This is a genomic window from Rhizobium sp. HT1-10 (genome assembly GCF_049472505.1).
GTDB lineage: Bacteria > Pseudomonadota > Alphaproteobacteria > Rhizobiales > Rhizobiaceae > Rhizobium.
The window spans coordinates 55,017-72,408 of record NZ_JBCEBQ010000012.1 but is presented as its reverse complement, the minus strand read 5'-3'; the positions used below and the strand labels follow the sequence as shown (position 1 = coordinate 72,408).

The window sequence follows — 17,392 nt, the reverse complement described above, 5'->3', positions numbered from 1 at the left end:
GTCGGCCACCCTCGGACAATCCATTTCTCGGCCGATCAACATGCAATATTTTGAGGTAAAATTCCATGAACAACATTCCCACTCCTCCGCTTGCGGGAAGGCGAGCTCTCGTGACCGGTGCGGCACGCGGTATCGGTGCAGCCATCGCGTTAAAACTGGCCGAAGATGGTGCCGACGTTGCGATCACCTATGAAACGTCGGCCGAGAAAGCCGAAGCTATCGCTGCGGAGATCCGAGTGATGGGCCGCAAAGCCATTGCCATTCAAGCTGATGCCGCGAGCCCAGACGCTGCTAAAGCCGCGGTTGAGCGAACTGTCGCTGACCTCGGCGGCCTCGACATCCTGGTCAACAATGCCGGCGTCCTGTTTGCAGGTGATTTCTCCACACAGCCACTTGACGAGATCGATCTTCAGTTGAACGTTAATGTGCGCGGCGTCTTTCTGATCACTCAGGCAGCGCTGAAGCACATCCCGGACGGAGGCCGCATCATCAGTACTGGCAGCAATGCAGGCCTGGCTGTGCCTTTCGCAGGAATTGCGGTCTATGCAGCGACCAAGTCCGCTCTGGAAAGTTTTACACGTGGTCTAGCGCGCGAACTGGGTCCGCGGGAAATTACCGTCAATCTGGTCCGGCCTGGCCCGATCGACACCGATATGAACCCTGCCGATGGCGCTCTGGCACCTGCGATCTTGCCGAGTCTGTCTATTGCCCGATACGGTCGGACCCGAGAGGTCGCAGAGGCCGTTGCATTCCTTGCAGGCCCGGGCGCTGGCTACATCACCGGCTCGGGCATCCTCGTCGATGGCGGCATAAGCGCTTGAACATTAAGCAAGGCGGGAACTGCCGATCGGCTAGGCGGGTTCTCTTTGCGAAAATTGGAGATAGACATGGAATATACACGCCTTGGAAATACGGGCCTTGAGCTTTCCCGGCTCTGCCTTGGGTGCATGAGCTATGGCGAGCCCGATCGTGGAAGCCACCCCTGGACGCTAACGGAAGAACAAAGCCGCCCCTTTATCCGCAAAGCGATCGAATTGGGCTTCAACTTCTTCGATACCGCCAACGTCTACTCGGATGGAACGAGCGAAGAAATCCTCGGCCGCGCTGTAAGAGAGTACTCGACGAGAGACGATGTGGTCATCGCCACAAAGGTCAATGGTCGGATGAAGCCCGGACCAAATGGGGCAGGTCTGTCGCGAAAAGCCATTCTTTCCGAGATCGATGCCAGCCTAAAACGTTTGGGGACTGACTATGTCGATCTCTATCAAATCCATCGGTTCGACCATCAGACACCTATCGAGGAGACTCTGGAAGCGCTGCATGACGTCGTCAAGGCGGGCAAAGCCCGCTACATCGGTGCGTCGTCGATGTATGCGTGGCAGTTCTCGAAAATGCTCGCTGTCTCGCAGGCGAACGGATGGTCTCGGTTCGTCTCCATGCAAAACCACCTGAACCTGTTGTATCGTGAAGAGGAGAGAGAGATGCTCCCGCTTTGCAAAGCCGAGGGTATTGGCGTCATCCCGTGGAGCCCGCTCGCACGTGGCCGGCTAACCCGCGATTGGAGCGCGCAAAGCGATCGCTCCGAAACCGACGAGATCGGAAAGGGCCTTTACACCCGAACCACCGAGGACGCCGACAGACGCGTGGCGGAGGCGGTTGCCAAGATTGCGCAGGAGAGGGAAGTGCCCAGAGCACAGATTGCGCTGGCATGGGTTCTGTCTAAATCCGAGATCACCGCACCCATCATCGGCGCAACCAAGTTGCAGCACTTGGACGACGCTGTCGCCGCGCTTTCAGTCAGGCTTACCGACGCTGAAATACAAGCTCTTGAGATCAACTACATTCCACACGCTGTCGTCGGGTTTTCCTGATGACAGGGTGTTGGTTCGACTGGCCTGGCCGCAAGAGAATGGAAACATGTGAATATGGAGAAAGCATTTGAAGACAATCGGTATACTTGGCGGAATGTCCGCAGCCTCGACCCAGATTTATTATCGGGAACTCTGCAGGCTGACACGCGAGAGCCTTGGAGGACTTCATTCTCCTGAGCTTCTGATCAGGTCTGTCGACTTCGATGAGATCGGGAAATTACAGGCATCGTCTGATTGGGCCGCAGCGGCAAACATCCTTAACGAAAAAGCCATTGCTCTGGAGCGCGGAGGTGCCGACTTGCTCATCATGGCGACGAATACCATGCACAAGGTGGCGGACAAGATCCTGGGCGGGGTGTCTATCCCGTTCGTTCACATCGCAGATGCAACTGCGACAGCGATCCTGGACAGCGGTTTCCGTAGGCCGGGGCTAATGGCAACCGCTTTCACGATGGAACAGAATTTCTACACCGAGCGCCTGACCGCCCGAGGACTGTCACCAATAATTCCTGACGCCGATGATCGAGCGGAAACCCACCGCATCATCTATGACGAGTTGTGTCGCGATGTGGTTCGTGAGGAAAGTCGATTGACGTATGAACGGATTGCGCAGCGACTAATTGATCAAGGCAGTGATTGTCTGATCCTTGGTTGTACCGAGGTAGGGATGCTGTTGAATCAGGACAATGTCGGCGTCCCCGTCTTCGATACGACCCTGGTTCACTGTCAAGCAGCCCTTCGAGCTGCATTGCAGTGACACGCTGCGGCTCTGGCGATTAATTTGAGGGAGTATGCCAGAGCATCGGTCAGCCCTGCTGGCCAAGATAATGGTGGACCCACTTCGCCTCTTCCGACGCGGTGCGTCCAAAATGCCTTCTGAAATCGCGGCTGAATTGGGCAGGGCTCACATAGCCGACCGACGCAGCTACGTCTGCAATGGTCCCGCTCTGGCGGGCGATCATAAGTCGCGCCTCATGGAGCCGCATCGCCTTTAAATATTGCATCGGACTTGAGCCGGTCAGGTTCTTGAAATGGACGTGATAGGACGGAACGCTCATGCCCACCTCTTTTGCCAGATCCGCGACGGCAATTTCGGCAGCGTAATTCTCCCGCAGCCACGTCACGCTCTCGACCAGTTTTCCTGATGTTCCTTTGCGCTGGAGGGCCGCGATCACCGTGTCACCCTGCGGCCCTGACATGATCCGATAATGCAGTTCACGCAGGATGGAGCTCCCGAGCACGGCGATTTCTACCGGGTTGCCGAGTACAGTCAGCAGGCGAAGCAGGATGTCTTCGATATCGTGACCCATTCTGCTCGAGAGGAGCCCTCTCGGTTTGGCGTCTGAAGGACCTGCGATTTGCTCCATCTGCAGAGCAATCTCGGCCGCCATCTGCATGTCGAACTCCAGATAGACGGCAAGCAATGGCCGCTGTGGACTTGCTTTTGAAGTCATCCGGAATGGAACGGGTACTGAGACCGCGAGATAATGGTCCTCGTCATAGAGGTAGACGTCGCCTTCCAGGATTCCGCATTTGCTTCCCTGTAATACGAAAACTGCCCCCGGCTTATAGAGAACCGGAACGTCATCGAGTACCGCTTCGGTGCGCAGGATACGGACACAACTGATCCCGGTCTGATTGTAGCCGAGGAGAGGAGCCGCTTGCCCGGCTAGGACGACAAGCCGATCATGTGCGACGGCCCGTTCTTCAGTATTCATAGGATTAGTCAAGCCAATTAGAGAATTCGCAATCGAGTTCAGCTGGCCTTCAGATTATCTGTCATCCACGGTTAATCAAGGAGTTTCAGAAATGTCGAGCAAAACGTTTTTCATAACAGGTGCGAACTCGGGCTTCGGATTGGCGATCGCCACTGCCGCAATCAAAGCCGGTTACACCGTCATCGGGACCGTCCGCTCCGAAACCTCGCGCGAAGCGCTTGCAAAGACCCTCCCGGAACTGCACCCGGTTCTTTGCGACGTCACCGATTTCGACCGCATCCCTGACGTCGTCCTGCAAGCCGAGGACGAACACGGGCAAGTCGACGTGCTGATCAACAATGCGGGATACGGTCACGAGGGAGTGCTCGAGGAATCGCCACTTGAAGAGATGCGACGTCAGTTTGATGTGAACGTGTTCGGCGCCGTCGCCGTGGCCAAGGCATTTCTTCCGAGGTTCCGTGAGCGCCGCCGGGGCTTTATTGTCAACGTCACATCGATGGGCGGTATGATCACCATGCCCGGCATCGCATATTACTGCGGCAGCAAGTTTGCGCTTCAGGGCATTTCCGAGGTCATGCGCTCGGAAATGGCGCCGTTTGGAGTTCGGGTGACAACGCTTTGCCCTGGCTCATTCCGGACGGACTGGGCTGGGCGTTCCATGGTCCGCACTGACAGGTCGATTGCGGATTACGACAGCCTGTTCGATCCGATCCGCGAGGCACGTCAGGCCGTAAGCGGCAAGCAGCTCGGTGATCCTCAAAAACTGGCCGCCGCTGTGCTTACTCTCATCGGGTTGGACAATCCTCCGCCGCAGCTGCTTCTTGGCAGTGATGCCCTTAGCCACGTGACCGCGCGGATCGAGCGTTTGCAGCAGGAACTCGCATCGTGGAAAGCTCTTACGGTCTCCACGGACGGCTAGCAAGAAAAAGAACTTTTGCTATTGACGATCTGCCTACTAGAAGGTAGACAGATTCCATGAGCAATCTTTCGAACACTTCCGACGAAATCCTGGCCTCTGCGCGCAACCTCATCATGAGTGGGGGTTACAACGGGTTCAGCTATGCAGATATCTCGGAAGTGGTCGGCATAAGCAAGGCCAGCATCCACCACCACTTCCCCAGCAAGGTCGATCTGGTGCGTGAGCTGGTCAAGCGTTACCGGGAAGACGGGCAGGCGAGCGTTGTCACTCTCGAACAGAATGTTCCAGACGCATTAGACGTCCTTAAAGTCTATGCGAACCACTGGGCCAAATGCATCGAGGATGCGAGCAGGCCCTATTGTGTGTGTGCTTTGCTTGCCAGTGAACTGCCATCCCTTCCGCCGGAAGTCGCAACCGAGGTGACGAATTTCTTTCGCTTCATTTCATCGTGGCTGACGACGGTCATGGAGCGTGGCTACAAAAGCGGGGCGCTCAATCTCACGAGCGAACCGCATGTCGAAGCCGAAGCGTTCCTGGCGACGGTATATGGGGCGATGCTCTCGGCGAGAGCCTACGGGGAACCGGAGGTGTTTTCGACAATACTTGCACCTGCTCTCAACCGCCTTACGCCGAATGTCTCTCACTAATCCTGAGTGGCCAAGGCCGCTCAGGTAAATCGCGTTCATCGAAACTACCAACTAGTAGGAAGATAAAAATGAAAAATGCTTTCCCCGCTTTGGCCTTCGGGCTGGCCAGCGTCTTTTCTGTAACCGTCCTTTCGACACCCGCATCTGCCGAAGATAAGAAAGCCGCACCGATCCATGTCCGCGGCAGCATCGTTGACTACCAGGGTTCAACGCTCAAAGTGAAGACGCGCGAAGGCGAGACAATCGATGTCGCGCTTGCTGACGACTGGAAGGTGGCTGGCGTCGCGGATGCGAAGGTCACCGACATCAAGCCGGGCGATTTCGTGGGTATCGCATCCTTGCCAAAAGCCGATGGCGGCGATGGAGCGCTTGAGGTCCTCATTTTCCCGCCGGCAATGAAGGGCACAGGCGAGGGTAGCTACGGTTGGGATCTGAAGCCCGACAGCAGCATGACCAATGCGACGGTCGCGGATGCAGTCAAGGCCGTCGACGGCCGGACTGTCACCGTGACCTATCATGGCAAGGAAAAGAAGATCGCCATTCCGGATGGGACACCTGTCGTAACCATCGCTGGAGCCACCAAGGATGATCTCGTTCCCGGCGCCGTTGTCTTCATTACCGTCGAAAAGGCTGCAACAGGCCCGATCGCCCACCAGGTGGTCGTCGGCAAGAATGGCGTGGTTCCCCCCATGTAAGCCACGCCGTCACTGGCCGGAGCAGCCGCCTTACTGCTTCGGCCAGCGACTACAGATCGACGCTGCTTGATCTTCAGCGGTAAAATGCCACAGATGAAAGACGTTGAGATGAGCGCAAACGCTTCCAATGACAATGTTCAATATCCTCGGACGATCTTCATCCGCCGCCACTCCATAGTGACTCGGCTTACGCACTGGCTAAACGTGCTTTGCCTGAGCTTCCTTCTTTTGAGCGGGCTGCAGATCTTCAATGCCCACCCGGAGCTTTATTGGGGTCATTATGGCGCGAACGGCGACCCCGCCGTCCTGACAATCGGCTCCGACGATGATGCAGGCACGCCAAGCGGCTTCTTGCGTGTCGCAGGGCTACAAATCCCTACAACCGGCGTCTTGGGTGTTTCCAATGTTGATGGGGAGCCGACTGCGCGCGCTTTTCCGTCCTGGGCGACAATTCCCTCGTTCCAGGATCTCGCGGCTGGACGTCGCTGGCATTTCTTCTTCGCCTGGCTGTTTGTGATCAATGGTATTCTCTACCTGGGATTCAGCCTGCTGAGCGGACATTTCAGGCGAGACTTGGCGCCGAAGGTGCACGAACTCTCGCCTCGCCATCTCGGCCGCGAGGTTCTCGACCACGCTCGTCTTCGCTTCCCCAAAGGGGAGGAGGCCAGGCATTACAACACGCTTCAAAAGCTCACCTATTTGGCGGTCATTGTCGTCCTCCTGCCTCTGATGGTTTTGACCGGCCTGACCATGTCGCCGGGCGTCGATGCCGCTCTGCCGTCCCTTGTCGATGTTTTCGGCGGACGCCAGTCCGCGCGCACGATTCATTTCATCACAGCGTCGGCGCTTGTGATCTTCGTTATCGTGCATGTGGCAATGGTGATCCTTTCCGGGACCTGGAACAACCTCCGCTCGATGATCACCGGACGCTTTGCGATCCAGGAAAAAGGCCCGAAATCATGAGCAAGCTCTTTACTCGACGCCGCTTTCTGATTGGCGGCACACTTGGCGCTAGCGCCTTGACCCTTTCCGGATGTGACCTGCTCGACCAAAACGCAAACGTCGCCAATGTCCTCCGTTCAACCGAGCACCTGACGTTGAAGGCGCAGAGACTGCTTCAGGGGCGTGATGCTCTGGCCCGTGAGTTTGACGAAAAGGACATTTCTCCCTCTTTCCGTGTCAATGGAACGAGCGCGCCCGACAGCGAGGAATATGCGGAACTGTTGGAAGACAAATTTGCAAATTGGCGACTGAAGATCGACGGTCTTGTTGATCGGCCTCAGATGTTTTCGCTTGTCGATCTGAAGGCGCTCCCGTCCCGCACCCAGATTACCCGCCATGACTGCGTGGAGGGATGGAGCGCCATCGGCAAATGGACGGGCGTTCCGCTCGGAAGCCTGTTGCGGCTGACCGGGCTGAAGCCAACGGCGCGTTACGTCGTGCTGCATTGTGCCGACGAACTCGAAAAGACACTCGATGGTAGCGGCCGCTATTACGAGAGCATCGATCTCCTCGATGCGGTTCACCCGCAAACCATCCTTGCCTACCAGATGAACGGCAAGGACCTCAGCGTCGGCCACGGCGCCCCCTTGCGTCTCAGGATCGAGCGGCAACTGGGGTACAAACAGGCCAAATACATCATGCGCATCGAACTTGTGGATAGTTTCGCCGGCCTGTGGGGCGGGAACGGCGGCTATTGGGAAGACCGCGGGTACGAATGGTACGCCGGCATCTGAGGCAGTCAAACAGCAAACCACAGGATCACAGCTCATGAGCAGACGCCAAGTTCAAAAAGTAATGCCCATCACAGCGACCGCTTCTTCGCCACCGGTTGAGATCGGCCAAACCAACTCGATCCTCTCTGATCCAGACGGCCGATGGGTCGCAAAGCGGCAGGGGGAGATCGACGAGGCATTTGAGGAGCTCATTCGCTTGGAGAGAGACCACGGCATTGATTTAGTAATTCCGTCGCACGATAGCTCACAGAACGTCGAGTTCTCAGAAAAGCCAGCTGCGAAACTCTCCGGCGAAAGCGACCGAATTGGCCGATATGAGCGGGACGAAAATACCGCATTTGGCAAACAGGTCGGTTTCTTCTGACCGACTCGCTTTAATAAATCTCATCATTCAAGAAAGTGGAAAAGAACAATGGCAAACAATCAGACCTCCCTTGGCGCGAGCGCCAACGAGCAGTGGCTCAAGCAGTATTACTTTACGCGTGCGGCGTTCTCGGTGTTGTGGGTCACGGCTGCCTTGACCATCGGGCAGCAATCATTTGCGGTAGCGGCCGCACTGTTGATCGCCTATCCGGCTTGGGATGCCGCCGCGAACGTTGTTGATGCGGCCAGGAGCGGTGGCTTGGCGGTCAACCGCAGCCAGGCGATCAATGTCACTGCAAGCTCGATAATGACAATCGCCGTGATCATCGCTTTGACGATGAATATGAACTGGGTCCTGGGTGCCTTTGGACTATGGGCGATTTTTTCAGGGTTGCTGCAGCTTGGCACTGCCCTCCGGCGTTGGAGAACGGGCGGAGGTCAGTGGGCTATGGTTCTAAGTGGCGGCCAATCGGCATTAGCAGGCGCTGTCTTCATGTATCAAGCGCACATGCCGCTGGAACCTTCGATCTCCACGGTCGTCGGTTATGCGGGCTTCGGAGCATTCTATTTTCTTGTTTCGGCAGTCTGGTTGAGTGTGAGTCTGTCGCGTCGCGGTATGAGCCGAGCAGAAAATTAGACTTCTTTGTAGCTCTTGGTAAGGTATTAAACGTCAGCTTTCTTCAATCGGGCTTGTGAAGAGCGGCGTAGGATTCTAGTGCCAACCCACATGCGCAAATCGAGTGATACTAGCGCTTTCGGTTGATTATCAGAGGAGTAGGTCGCGGGTTCGATTCCATTCAAGGCGGCCGATCAGGTCGGGCAGAGGTGTGGGGCGACGCTTTGCGAGCGAAAACCGCTTAATCAAGCTGTGTCTCGGCCAGGGAGGGGACTTGGCCCGCCACGCATGCGGTGGAGGGTAGCATTCAGCTCTGAAACGCTGTCCCGTGCTTGTCCGCGTTCGCGTAGAAGCGTGCAGATCTGATCGGCTGGTAGAGCCTTCGAGTATAGGTAGCCCTGACCGAGGACGCAGCCCCGCTCAAGCAGAAGCTCGGCTTGCTCAGTAGTCTCTATGCCCTCTACGACCACCTTGATGCCAAGGCGTTTGGCAATATGGAGGATACCCTCGACTATGCTCGTCCCGGGGTCGTCAGGGCCTAAGAGATCGGTGAAGGATTTATCGATCTTGATGATATCCACAGGCACGGTGATGAGATGGGTGAGTGATGCAAAGCCAGTGCCAAAGTCGTCGAGGGCAATAAGCAACCCCGCGGCACGTAAGGCCGCGATCTTCTTCGCGACACGTCGATCACGATCACCAAGATAGACGGATTCCGTCACTTCCAGCACAGCATGGTGCAGTGGTACCCCCTCCTGTCTGAACGCGACCTCGAGGCTTTCCGGTAAGTCCGTGCAGGAGAAGTCTGCGGCAGACAGGTTGATGCCCACATGCTGGAACGGTATGCCGAGCCTTAGCCATCCACCGACATCCCGAGCGATGCACTCAATCATCCGTCGTGTGAGCGATGCCGCGATCTGGGCATCCTTTGTGGCTTCAAAAAATTCGGCGGCCGGCACGATGGCGCCATCGATCGTACGCATGCGGGCAAGAGCTTCCACGCCTACGATGTCTCCGGTATCTATCCGTACGATCGGCTGATACCAGGCTTCAATCCTGCTGTCCTTGAGAGCGGCAGCCACCTTGTGGATGGCTTCCAAACGCCTTGAAATCGCGGTGGTCAGGGTATCGTTAAAGATGAGCACGCCGCCGCGGCTCTCTTCCTTGGCGTGATAGAGAGCGATGTCGGCGTTCTGCCGAACCTCAGCCACGCTTAAGCCCACTCTCCAGTGCGCAATACCGATCGTGATAGTCGGGAACGCCGTGTGCTCGCCGCACACGGCTGGGACACTTACGTTGCTACCAATACGCTCGGCTAACGCCTTGGGGTCGATAGCCGCATCATCCAGGATGACGGCAAATTCGTCGCCGCCGATGCGATAGGCTCGTAGCGTGGCGGCCGAGCCGGCAATGCGAGCCGCCACAGCCGCAATCAAATCGTCGCCAGCGTTGTGACCGAATGTGTCGTTGACGCTCTTGAGGTTGTCGATATCGATCAACAACAGTGACCATCCGGACTTCGGAACATTTTCGAGGTCCTTGTTGTACTTGGCGCGGTTGGTGAGGCCTGTCAACGCATCAGTGTATGCGAGACGCTCCCGCTCCTGGACCCGTTCATGACGCTCAAGGGCGATCATACATAGCGGCAAGCATCCTTCAATGACGCTCTGTTCGAAAGCGGTTGGCTTTCGCGCCTCATCGAAATAGAGAGCAAATGTCGCAAGGACTTGTCCTTTGCTTCCAAAGATTGGGCTTGAGAAGCATGCTCTTAGGCCGGCAGCCTGAGCCAGATCTTTGAAAGCCGACCATCGAGGATCGATTTCGATATCGTCTACCACGACAACGCGCCGCAGATAGGCGGCTGTTCCACATGAGCCTGCGGACGGGCCGATTGCAATGCCATCCAGCGCAGCTGAGTAGTCCTTCGGCAGATTCGGAGCCACGCATGGGTGTAGCAAGCCATGCGAATCCAGAATCAATATTGACGTGCGTGTACCTGGCAATAATGTTTCCAACTCGCAGCATAGCGTCGCAAGTGTTGCCTCGAGATCGTCGCCTTGGGCGACCATCTTCAGAATACTGTTTTGCACTTCTATCAACATGGCCGCTCCTTTCTCCGATAGACGTATCATCGCTTGATGCCTGCGGCGTTAATCGGACCGACAATCTTGAGACATGCTGAATCTAAGGTTACAACCATGACGCAGCAATCTTACATTCAAATATCGCTTTAAGACGTATGATCTGAAGGCGTTGTTACGCCGTGAAAACAGCCAATCTGTTTCGCCTAGCAGTCCGCGACAGGAGATGGATCCGAGGGTGTTTAGGTGGATATGGTCTGCGTGGCCAAAGACGACGGCTCGACAGGGAGGCGTTGCATCGATGCCGAGCCATACTTACCATTCGAACTATTGGAGTAGCGGAGATGCCTCGCCAAGCTTGACCATTGGCCCTCGACCCCAGACGCGAAGCTTTCGCACTCAAGAATTTTTCTCCCGGTTTTCCAAGATACGTGCAATCTTGTGCGCCTGGCAGATCATTCTGTGATAACTTCAAAGGCAGGCATTTCAAGAACGAAACGGTCGCTGGAATTGATGTCACAATACGTGGCCTTGATCCCGCCGTCCGAACCTTCCCACTGGCAGCGGACGGCAATTCTCGCCGTGTCCGAGGGCGGACATGACGGGTTCAGGCACCGTGGAGTTTATGCCGATCTGAAGGAACTGGTCGAATATCTCGCAAATGGCACGTTTCCAGAACAGGGCGATACGATCTATATCTCGGCTCGAGGAGGAGCGGGACTCTTAAAGCACCATGCCTGCTCGTCGGACTTCCTACGTCGGACCCTCCATGCAAGATGGAAGATGGTCGACTGGATTGCGGATGATCTTGTCGGTAGCCGATAATGCCACACATGATTGACACTCTGCGACTGTTGCAAAGGAAACCGGATGCTAGACCTGCTGAAAAAGATCTACGAGAAAAACGAGGAATTTGGCTTTTTTCAAACCGTATCGCAGGGACAGCCGCCGGAAATGATCCTGATGATCGACTGGGTGTCTCGCAAGCCGCTTTCGCCACAGATGCGCGATTTCTATAGCTTCGCCCTGACTTGGACGGAGGGCTGACGGGATTGGATGTCGTTGATCCGAACAAGCTGGAAGAACTCTACTCCAACCCGGACGTGAAAGAATCGATCGACCTGAAGGCCGAGGACTACAAGCCGCTGCCCCCATCAGATCCCTCCGACTGGCGAAGAATGGCACTGCTGGCGTTGAAAGATGGCGGCCGGGGCCTCGGACTATGCTTCTACTGGTGGAAGTCGGATGCCGATACCGAACCCTGCATCGTCTTCATCAGCGGCGGCACGATCAACGTCTTCGTCGACCTCGAGGAATATGCCGAGCACCTCGCAAACGGAACATTCCCCGAGCAGGGCGATGCGATCTACCAGCAACTGGCACAGGACAGGGGAACGTTGAGCGACTGAGCTGCTAGCGATCCTGACCATGTACATCCGATAGCAGACCACTGCGGGCACTTGCTAGCTTCCCCTTTGCACTTCCGCTCGCTCATTCCAGCGGTCCATCGAAACCGATGTATATCCTCTTGCCGTTTGCAAAGGATATTTTCAATGGAGCAGGGGCCAAATATGAAACATATGGCTTAGTTCAATTGGCAGCGCTACGGGGACAAGACGGATGGTTACTTACCGATTGACGGACGAAGATATCATTTCAGGCAACAGATTGTGGTGGCGCTATCGGATCAAGCCATATGCTTACATCGCCGCATTCCTGCTAATCTGGATCGGAATGTGCCTATTTTCGGGTCTCACCGGTCGCGAAACGCTCGTTGTAGCCATCGTCACGAACTTTTTCGTCTCCCTCTGCGCAATTTTGGGAATGCACTACGTACTGCCTCGGATTTCGACATGGCAATCGCTTCGATATTTCCGGCAAGCCAGCAATTCGGCGCTCGACACATCCGCAGATTGGGACAAGATGCACATCGCGTTCAGCCAGACGGACGCGTTCCAGAAATTACCCTGGCGTGACATCAAGGGTTGGCGGGAGAATGACGATGTGATTGTGCTGATGCGAATCGGTCCGATGTTTAATCCGATCCCCAAGCGCGCCATGAATGCGCAGCAACTCGAGAATCTTCGGTCGTGCATGACTGAAGCGGGCATTTCCTGAAGCGGGCTTTCACATGCCCTGCTAAGGACTTGATTCATTAATTCTGCTCCTGAGGCCGGCCAAGCAGTCATCGAGCAGACTAAGCCAACTATTTAGGTTCTATAAATTGGCCTTACGCTCCAACCCTGATATTGTTAAAGAAACCTGCGTTCACTGATGAGGTCAGCGGTTCAAATCCTATCAAGGCGAAGAGCGCTTACTAGGATCCGTTTCTTTCTCCCAGAACGACTTGAAAAATGCTATCGTTTCTACTATTTTGATATCAAGACAAATATAGATAGGATTGAACCAGTGGCGGCTGTGACCATTCGAAACATCTCTGATGAAACGCATCGGGCATTACGCGCAAGAGCAACTCACCACGGCCGTAGTACCGAGGCCGAAATTCGTGACATTCTTGAAGCCGCTGTTCGTCCATCTGGACGCGTGAAACTCGGATCATTGCTCGCGGCCATTGGTCGTGATGCCAAACTGTCAGACAGTGACGTCGAAGCGCTGCAACAACAGCGCGACAGGACCCCGGCAGAACCGATGATTTTCGAATGATCTTGCTAGACACTAATGTAGTATCGGAGCCTTGGAAGCCGGCTCCTGATACTGCTGTGCTGACTTGGCTGGATGCACAGGCCATCGAGACGCTATTCATCTCTGCGATTTCAATTGCCGAACTTCGTTTCGGGATTGCCTCAATGCCCTCAGGAAAGCGTCAGACAATTCTCCACGATCGCCTTGAAGGTGAAGTTCTTCCCATCTTTGACGGGCGCGTTCTGCCTTTTAACGTAGGCACCGCGCAATTCTACGCGAAGCTGATGGCTAGCGCCCAAACATCAGGAAAGGCGATCGGGAAGGCTGATGGATACATTGCTGCTACGGCAGCAGAAAACCATCTCGCGGTCGCAACGCGAGATACAAGCCCATTTGAGGCAGCCGGAGTGAGAGTTATCAATCCTTGGGTCGACTAAGCCTTTAGAATTGTGGGTCGCCGGTTCGAGTCTCATCAAGACCGCCGGGTTCATCTCAAAGCCCAGCGATTTCCAGGTCAGGTTTCTGCACACACTGTCTGAATATTGCTGTCTCGTAACATGATCAGGTCGCCCTCATGACGGAACTTTAGCGATCCAGGACCTCGAAATATCCGGCACCCGCCTCGGTGAGAAGCGGACGAGCATCTTTGAGTGGAACCGTTAGGAGATCGTCAGTACAGGCGAATATGGCGTATGGCAGGCCCTGCAAGGTGAAAACGAGATCATCGGCGGTGAAGTAGACAGCGAGATTGGTACGGATGAGGTCTTCGTACCCACACTCTTTTTCCGTCTCTGTATCGAATTTTTCGCGGTTCTTGGTAATGAACTGAATCAGGCTCTCGCTCGGACCAAAGCTTAGCAACGAGGGATCCGCGACCGTAGAAGGATCGACCACAGTTCCGTCTCCATTGGTTGCGGTCCAGCCGCGCAGCAGAGTTTCCGGCACGAGTGCCTTGCCCGTTCGCGTATCGGCGAGACGATGATCCCCGAAATTACTAGGATGAGCGCCACCGCACCAATAGCTGCCACCCTCTGCAAGACCGACCAGGCGCGAAGTCAGATGTTCAACCGTTACAGATCCACCGCCGTCATATCCGCTGGTACCTTCCGCATCCAGTCCCGACCAGCCGAAGCCAAGATAGGCTCTTGCCATGCAGGAAAAGGCGGACAAGGCAAGCTGAAGGCGCTGTTGCGCCAGGTAGCGGTTGATCGGTGCCGGATCGACTTTTCCAATCGAAAGGACAACCGGATAAGAAAGTCCGGTTCGGGTGTCTTCATCCATGCGGTAGCTTCTGTCGCCAAGATTGGTCGCGACGCCTTGTTTGAAAGGGCGATCCATCTTCAGGAAATCGTAGGGCAAGCTGTCTTTACTCAGCACCATCGGCTGGTCGGTCCCGGTGAGCGCGTAGCTTGGGTCGAGAGCAGCGAGCAGGTCTGGTTCGCTATCGGAAATCGTCCGCGTGCCCTTCTTGTCGAGCTTGACCTGCAGCGTCTTGTCACTCTCTTTGTCCCGCCATGTCCCCGAAAGTCGCTCGCCGCTGCCTTCGGTTTTCAAGGTCCATTCAGCAGCGATAGGCGCAACATCGATGACGTCACCTTCGACGGTTTTGCAGAGCTTTTCGGTACAAGGCTTTTCTTCGGAAAGTAGCAAGGCGCCAGGATCCATAACCTTCATGCCATGCAAAGGGATGTCACCGCCTTTGGCAAGATAGGCATAGCGTCCGGCCCGCAAACCATTGGCACCCGGCGACGTCAATTCAAGGATGACTGGCAGAGACCCGATCGAGCCGGCGTAGGTAACCGCCTCAGCCGAATGCGCAACACCGGTTCCGAAGGAGAAGACAATCAAAGCAGCAAGAGGCAGGCGCATGTCTGATCCAAATCCGGTTGTGATCGTTCATCTTTACCGCCCACAGCCGCGGTTCGCCAGGGATATGATTGCTGTCCCAATAAGACGCTGATCTTGCCATTACATTCGCCGATGCCGATCCGGCACAGGGTACTGTAAACTTATCAGCCTGTGGTCAAAGGATGGCAGGAAGCACGGCATGAGGCTGCTTGAGATGAGAGATATCGCTACACATCTGCATGCCCGTTGCTCGTAGTTCACAATGGTAGACGAATGGAATGTCATGGCGAAAAACAAAGAGTTTTGCGATAGGCTCATCGAAGGAAACGAAATGCTGAAGCTGTTGCGCTGAATTGAAGCGCTTCATGATCCGCTCTCGGATTCGGATCGGTTGGGAATTTTCGACCCGCTTGGCGCACCGTAGGATCGCAGCTCGCCAGTGATCATACGTCAACAACGCTATCCCCTTTCAGAAGCTTCCGCATCAAACGCTTCGCAGGCTTGACATCGGAGCTACGGCAATCCCTCATGCGCGCCTTTTCGGCCAAGGGGATTTATCGAGATGCGTCACATGCTTATCACGACGACGAGCGCCATTATCATCGCTTTGACTACAGGGGCGTCAGCGGCGGAAATCAGCCAGGACGCCGCCAACGACATTCGTGACACTCTCAATCACCTGCTGCCCAAGGACATCGCCAAGAGTGCGCCTGTTACGGTCACCCCGGCTGGATCCCGCTACGAGATCGTCTATGACTTCGCCACACTGCTGGCAAAGATCAAGAAAGATGACTTTGACATCAAGGGTATGACGCCCTTTAAAGTGTTCGCGAAACCGCAGGACGGCGGGCTCTGGGATCTCGAAGGCAACAACAACCTCAACGTCACCGGCCATTTCATCGGACATGACAAGAAACGCTCGGACTTCACCTATTCGGTTGCCGATATGGTGTTCAACTCGGTCTTCGACCCGGCAATCAGCTATTTTCGCTCCGGCGATTTCAGCGCCAAGGAACTGAAATTCACCTCGTCCACCGATACCGAGGTGATCAATGCCAGCTTCGGCGACATGATCTACAAGTTGAGCTCCGCAGAAAGCACCGCTGCTGGTCGCTTGGATTTTGCTACCAACGGCAAGCTCAGCACCTTTGCAGAGCAGGTGAGTGGCAAGGAAATGCCGCCGATCCATATTTCGGCAGACAGCTTGGATTTCAACGCCAAGGTCAACGGCGTTGCAGCCAAGGACTTGAAGGAAATGGTCCTGTTCGTGCTCGATCACGTCGAGCAGGAGCATCTCACCAAGGAGAGCGAGGTCAAGTTCAAGGAAATGCTCGTTAAAGCCTTTCCGCTGCTGAACTCGCTCGAGGAAACCATCAGGCTCAACAATCTCGCCGTCACCAGCGCCGTCGGCAGCGGCGGCGCCAAGTCCTTCGGCTATCACTTCACGGTCGATGGGCCGAGCAACGCGACGCGCATCGGCGTGGCGATGGATGCTGCCGACCTGACGCTCGAAAGCGCGCTGGTTGATGGCAGTTACACCGCCTTCTTGCCGCAGGCGCTCGACATCCAGTTCGGCGTCCCAGGTATGGATTTCGCAGCCCTAGGCGACGAGTTCATGAAGCTGGATTTCACCAAGTCGACCGGCGACAGCAGGAAGGCGGGGAAACAGGCTGCCGAGAAGCTTTTTCCGGGCGGTATCCTGACGGTGGATTTTCCAAAGGTCAGCGCCAAGTCCAGCGTCTATGACGTCGAGGTATCAGGGGAGCTGGTAGGTCGCGTGGATACGCAGAAGGACTACAAGCTGAACGCATCGATCGTGGCGCGCGACTACGACAATACGATCGCGGCAGTGCAGGCACTGGCGAAGACAAATCCGGATCTGAGCCAGGCGTCCTTCGGACTGATGATGATCAAGGGCTTTGCCAAGGTCGATCCCGATGGCGCGCAGCGCTGGGATGTGGCGGTTGCCGGCGACGGCTCGGTCAGCGTCAACGGTCAGCAAATCAAGGGGCCGGACGCATCGGTCACTGAGGAGGCAGCGCCCTCGGACGACGCGGCTCCCTCGGATGAGGCGGCTCCCTCGGATGAGATAGCGCCCTCCGACGAGACCAAGCCCTGATTGCCGACGCCCCGCTTTGAAAGCGGGGCGATTTCATTCGGAAAGACAATGACGGAGCGCCCGGTTACCGGCGACACTCTCCGCCAGCGACGATGTGGAAGCCCACGTTACTGGCCTCGCAGGCATTCGTGAAGGT

Annotated in this window: 20 protein-coding genes; 16 read left to right on the top strand and 4 right to left on the bottom strand. The window is 55.9% G+C overall.

Annotated elements, in window-relative coordinates:
* Nucleotides 1–65: 65 nt before the first annotated feature.
* The 3 genes from VH564_RS22895 to VH564_RS22885 all read left to right on the top strand — a co-directional run bounded on the left by VH564_RS22895 (nt 66) and on the right by VH564_RS22885 (nt 2,628).
* Entirely contained in the window at nt 66–821 is a 756-nt protein-coding gene (locus VH564_RS22895) for an SDR family oxidoreductase (RefSeq protein ID WP_423342157.1), read from the top strand.
* A gap of 66 nt (nt 822–887) precedes the next feature.
* Complete coding sequence (locus VH564_RS22890) at nt 888–1,871, top strand: aldo/keto reductase (RefSeq protein ID WP_423342156.1); 984 nt, start codon at nt 888–890, stop codon at nt 1,869–1,871.
* A gap of 67 nt (nt 1,872–1,938) precedes the next feature.
* Complete coding sequence (locus VH564_RS22885) at nt 1,939–2,628, top strand: aspartate/glutamate racemase family protein (protein WP_423342155.1); 690 nt, start codon at nt 1,939–1,941, stop codon at nt 2,626–2,628.
* A gap of 49 nt (nt 2,629–2,677) precedes the next feature.
* On the opposite strand, the gene VH564_RS22880 is transcribed toward VH564_RS22885, so the two are convergent.
* Nucleotides 2,678–3,589: an AraC family transcriptional regulator N-terminal domain-containing protein gene (locus VH564_RS22880; RefSeq protein WP_423342154.1), complete on the bottom strand. Its 912-nt coding sequence runs from the start codon at nt 3,587–3,589 to the stop codon at nt 2,678–2,680.
* A 91-nt stretch (nt 3,590–3,680) separates the two neighbouring features.
* Here VH564_RS22880 and VH564_RS22875 point away from each other — a divergent pair, with 91 nt between their 5' ends.
* From VH564_RS22875 to VH564_RS22845, 7 genes are all read left to right on the top strand, one after another.
* A complete protein-coding gene (locus VH564_RS22875; protein ID WP_423342153.1) occupies nt 3,681–4,508 on the top strand; it encodes an oxidoreductase in 828 nt (275 codons plus the stop codon).
* A gap of 56 nt (nt 4,509–4,564) precedes the next feature.
* Nucleotides 4,565–5,155, top strand: a complete 591-nt coding sequence (locus VH564_RS22870; RefSeq protein ID WP_423342152.1) for a TetR/AcrR family transcriptional regulator — start codon at nt 4,565–4,567, stop codon at nt 5,153–5,155.
* Between the two features lie 68 nt (nt 5,156–5,223).
* Nucleotides 5,224–5,850 carry a hypothetical protein gene (locus VH564_RS22865; protein WP_423342151.1) on the top strand — a complete coding sequence of 209 codons (627 nt, stop codon included), beginning with the start codon at nt 5,224–5,226 and terminating at the stop codon, nt 5,848–5,850.
* A gap of 108 nt (nt 5,851–5,958) precedes the next feature.
* On the top strand, nt 5,959–6,813 hold the full coding sequence (locus VH564_RS22860) for a cytochrome b/b6 domain-containing protein (RefSeq protein WP_423342179.1): 855 nt from the start codon (nt 5,959–5,961) through the stop codon (nt 6,811–6,813).
* Nucleotides 6,810–7,586, top strand: a complete 777-nt coding sequence (locus VH564_RS22855; protein ID WP_423342150.1) for a molybdopterin-binding protein — start codon at nt 6,810–6,812, stop codon at nt 7,584–7,586. The genes VH564_RS22860 and VH564_RS22855 overlap by 4 nt, the downstream gene beginning before the upstream one ends.
* 34 nt (nt 7,587–7,620) lie before the next feature.
* Nucleotides 7,621–7,950, top strand: coding sequence for a hypothetical protein (locus VH564_RS22850; RefSeq protein WP_423342149.1), 330 nt, complete (start codon nt 7,621–7,623; stop codon nt 7,948–7,950).
* Nucleotides 7,951–7,998: 48 nt separating this feature from the next.
* Complete coding sequence (locus tag VH564_RS22845; protein ID WP_423342148.1) at nt 7,999–8,586, top strand: DUF308 domain-containing protein; 588 nt, start codon at nt 7,999–8,001, stop codon at nt 8,584–8,586.
* A gap of 224 nt (nt 8,587–8,810) precedes the next feature.
* On the opposite strand, the gene VH564_RS22840 is transcribed toward VH564_RS22845, so the two are convergent.
* Nucleotides 8,811–10,667 carry a sensor domain-containing phosphodiesterase gene (locus tag VH564_RS22840; RefSeq protein ID WP_423342147.1) on the bottom strand — a complete coding sequence of 619 codons (1,857 nt, stop codon included), beginning with the start codon at nt 10,665–10,667 and terminating at the stop codon, nt 8,811–8,813.
* 849 nt (nt 10,668–11,516) lie between these two features.
* Here VH564_RS22840 and VH564_RS22835 point away from each other — a divergent pair.
* The 5 genes from VH564_RS22835 to VH564_RS22815 all read left to right on the top strand — a co-directional run bounded on the left by VH564_RS22835 (nt 11,517) and on the right by VH564_RS22815 (nt 13,726).
* On the top strand, nt 11,517–11,693 hold the full coding sequence (locus VH564_RS22835) for a hypothetical protein (protein WP_423342146.1): 177 nt from the start codon (nt 11,517–11,519) through the stop codon (nt 11,691–11,693).
* 5 nt (nt 11,694–11,698) lie between these two features.
* Entirely contained in the window at nt 11,699–12,055 is a 357-nt protein-coding gene (locus tag VH564_RS22830) for a hypothetical protein (protein ID WP_111219310.1), read from the top strand.
* Between the two features lie 211 nt (nt 12,056–12,266).
* Nucleotides 12,267–12,764: a YcxB family protein gene (locus VH564_RS22825; protein WP_111219312.1), complete on the top strand. Its 498-nt coding sequence runs from the start codon at nt 12,267–12,269 to the stop codon at nt 12,762–12,764.
* 291 nt (nt 12,765–13,055) lie between these two features.
* The gene (locus VH564_RS22820; protein WP_111215819.1) at nt 13,056–13,310 is read left to right on the top strand and encodes a FitA-like ribbon-helix-helix domain-containing protein; all 255 of its coding nucleotides are present in this window, start codon (nt 13,056–13,058) and stop codon (nt 13,308–13,310) included.
* Complete coding sequence (locus VH564_RS22815; RefSeq protein WP_423342145.1) at nt 13,307–13,726, top strand: type II toxin-antitoxin system VapC family toxin; 420 nt, start codon at nt 13,307–13,309, stop codon at nt 13,724–13,726. The genes VH564_RS22820 and VH564_RS22815 overlap by 4 nt, the downstream gene beginning before the upstream one ends.
* Before the next feature lie 148 nt (nt 13,727–13,874).
* On the opposite strand, the gene VH564_RS22810 is transcribed toward VH564_RS22815, so the two are convergent.
* Nucleotides 13,875–15,158, bottom strand: a complete 1,284-nt coding sequence (locus VH564_RS22810; protein WP_423342144.1) for a hypothetical protein — start codon at nt 15,156–15,158, stop codon at nt 13,875–13,877.
* Between the two features lie 154 nt (nt 15,159–15,312).
* Nucleotides 15,313–15,504: a hypothetical protein gene (locus VH564_RS22805; protein ID WP_423342143.1), complete on the bottom strand. Its 192-nt coding sequence runs from the start codon at nt 15,502–15,504 to the stop codon at nt 15,313–15,315.
* A 195-nt stretch (nt 15,505–15,699) separates the two neighbouring features.
* Between VH564_RS22805 and VH564_RS22800 the strand changes: the two genes are divergently transcribed.
* Nucleotides 15,700–17,256, top strand: coding sequence for a hypothetical protein (locus VH564_RS22800; RefSeq protein ID WP_423342142.1), 1,557 nt, complete (start codon nt 15,700–15,702; stop codon nt 17,254–17,256).
* Nucleotides 17,257–17,392: the final 136 nt, after the last annotated feature.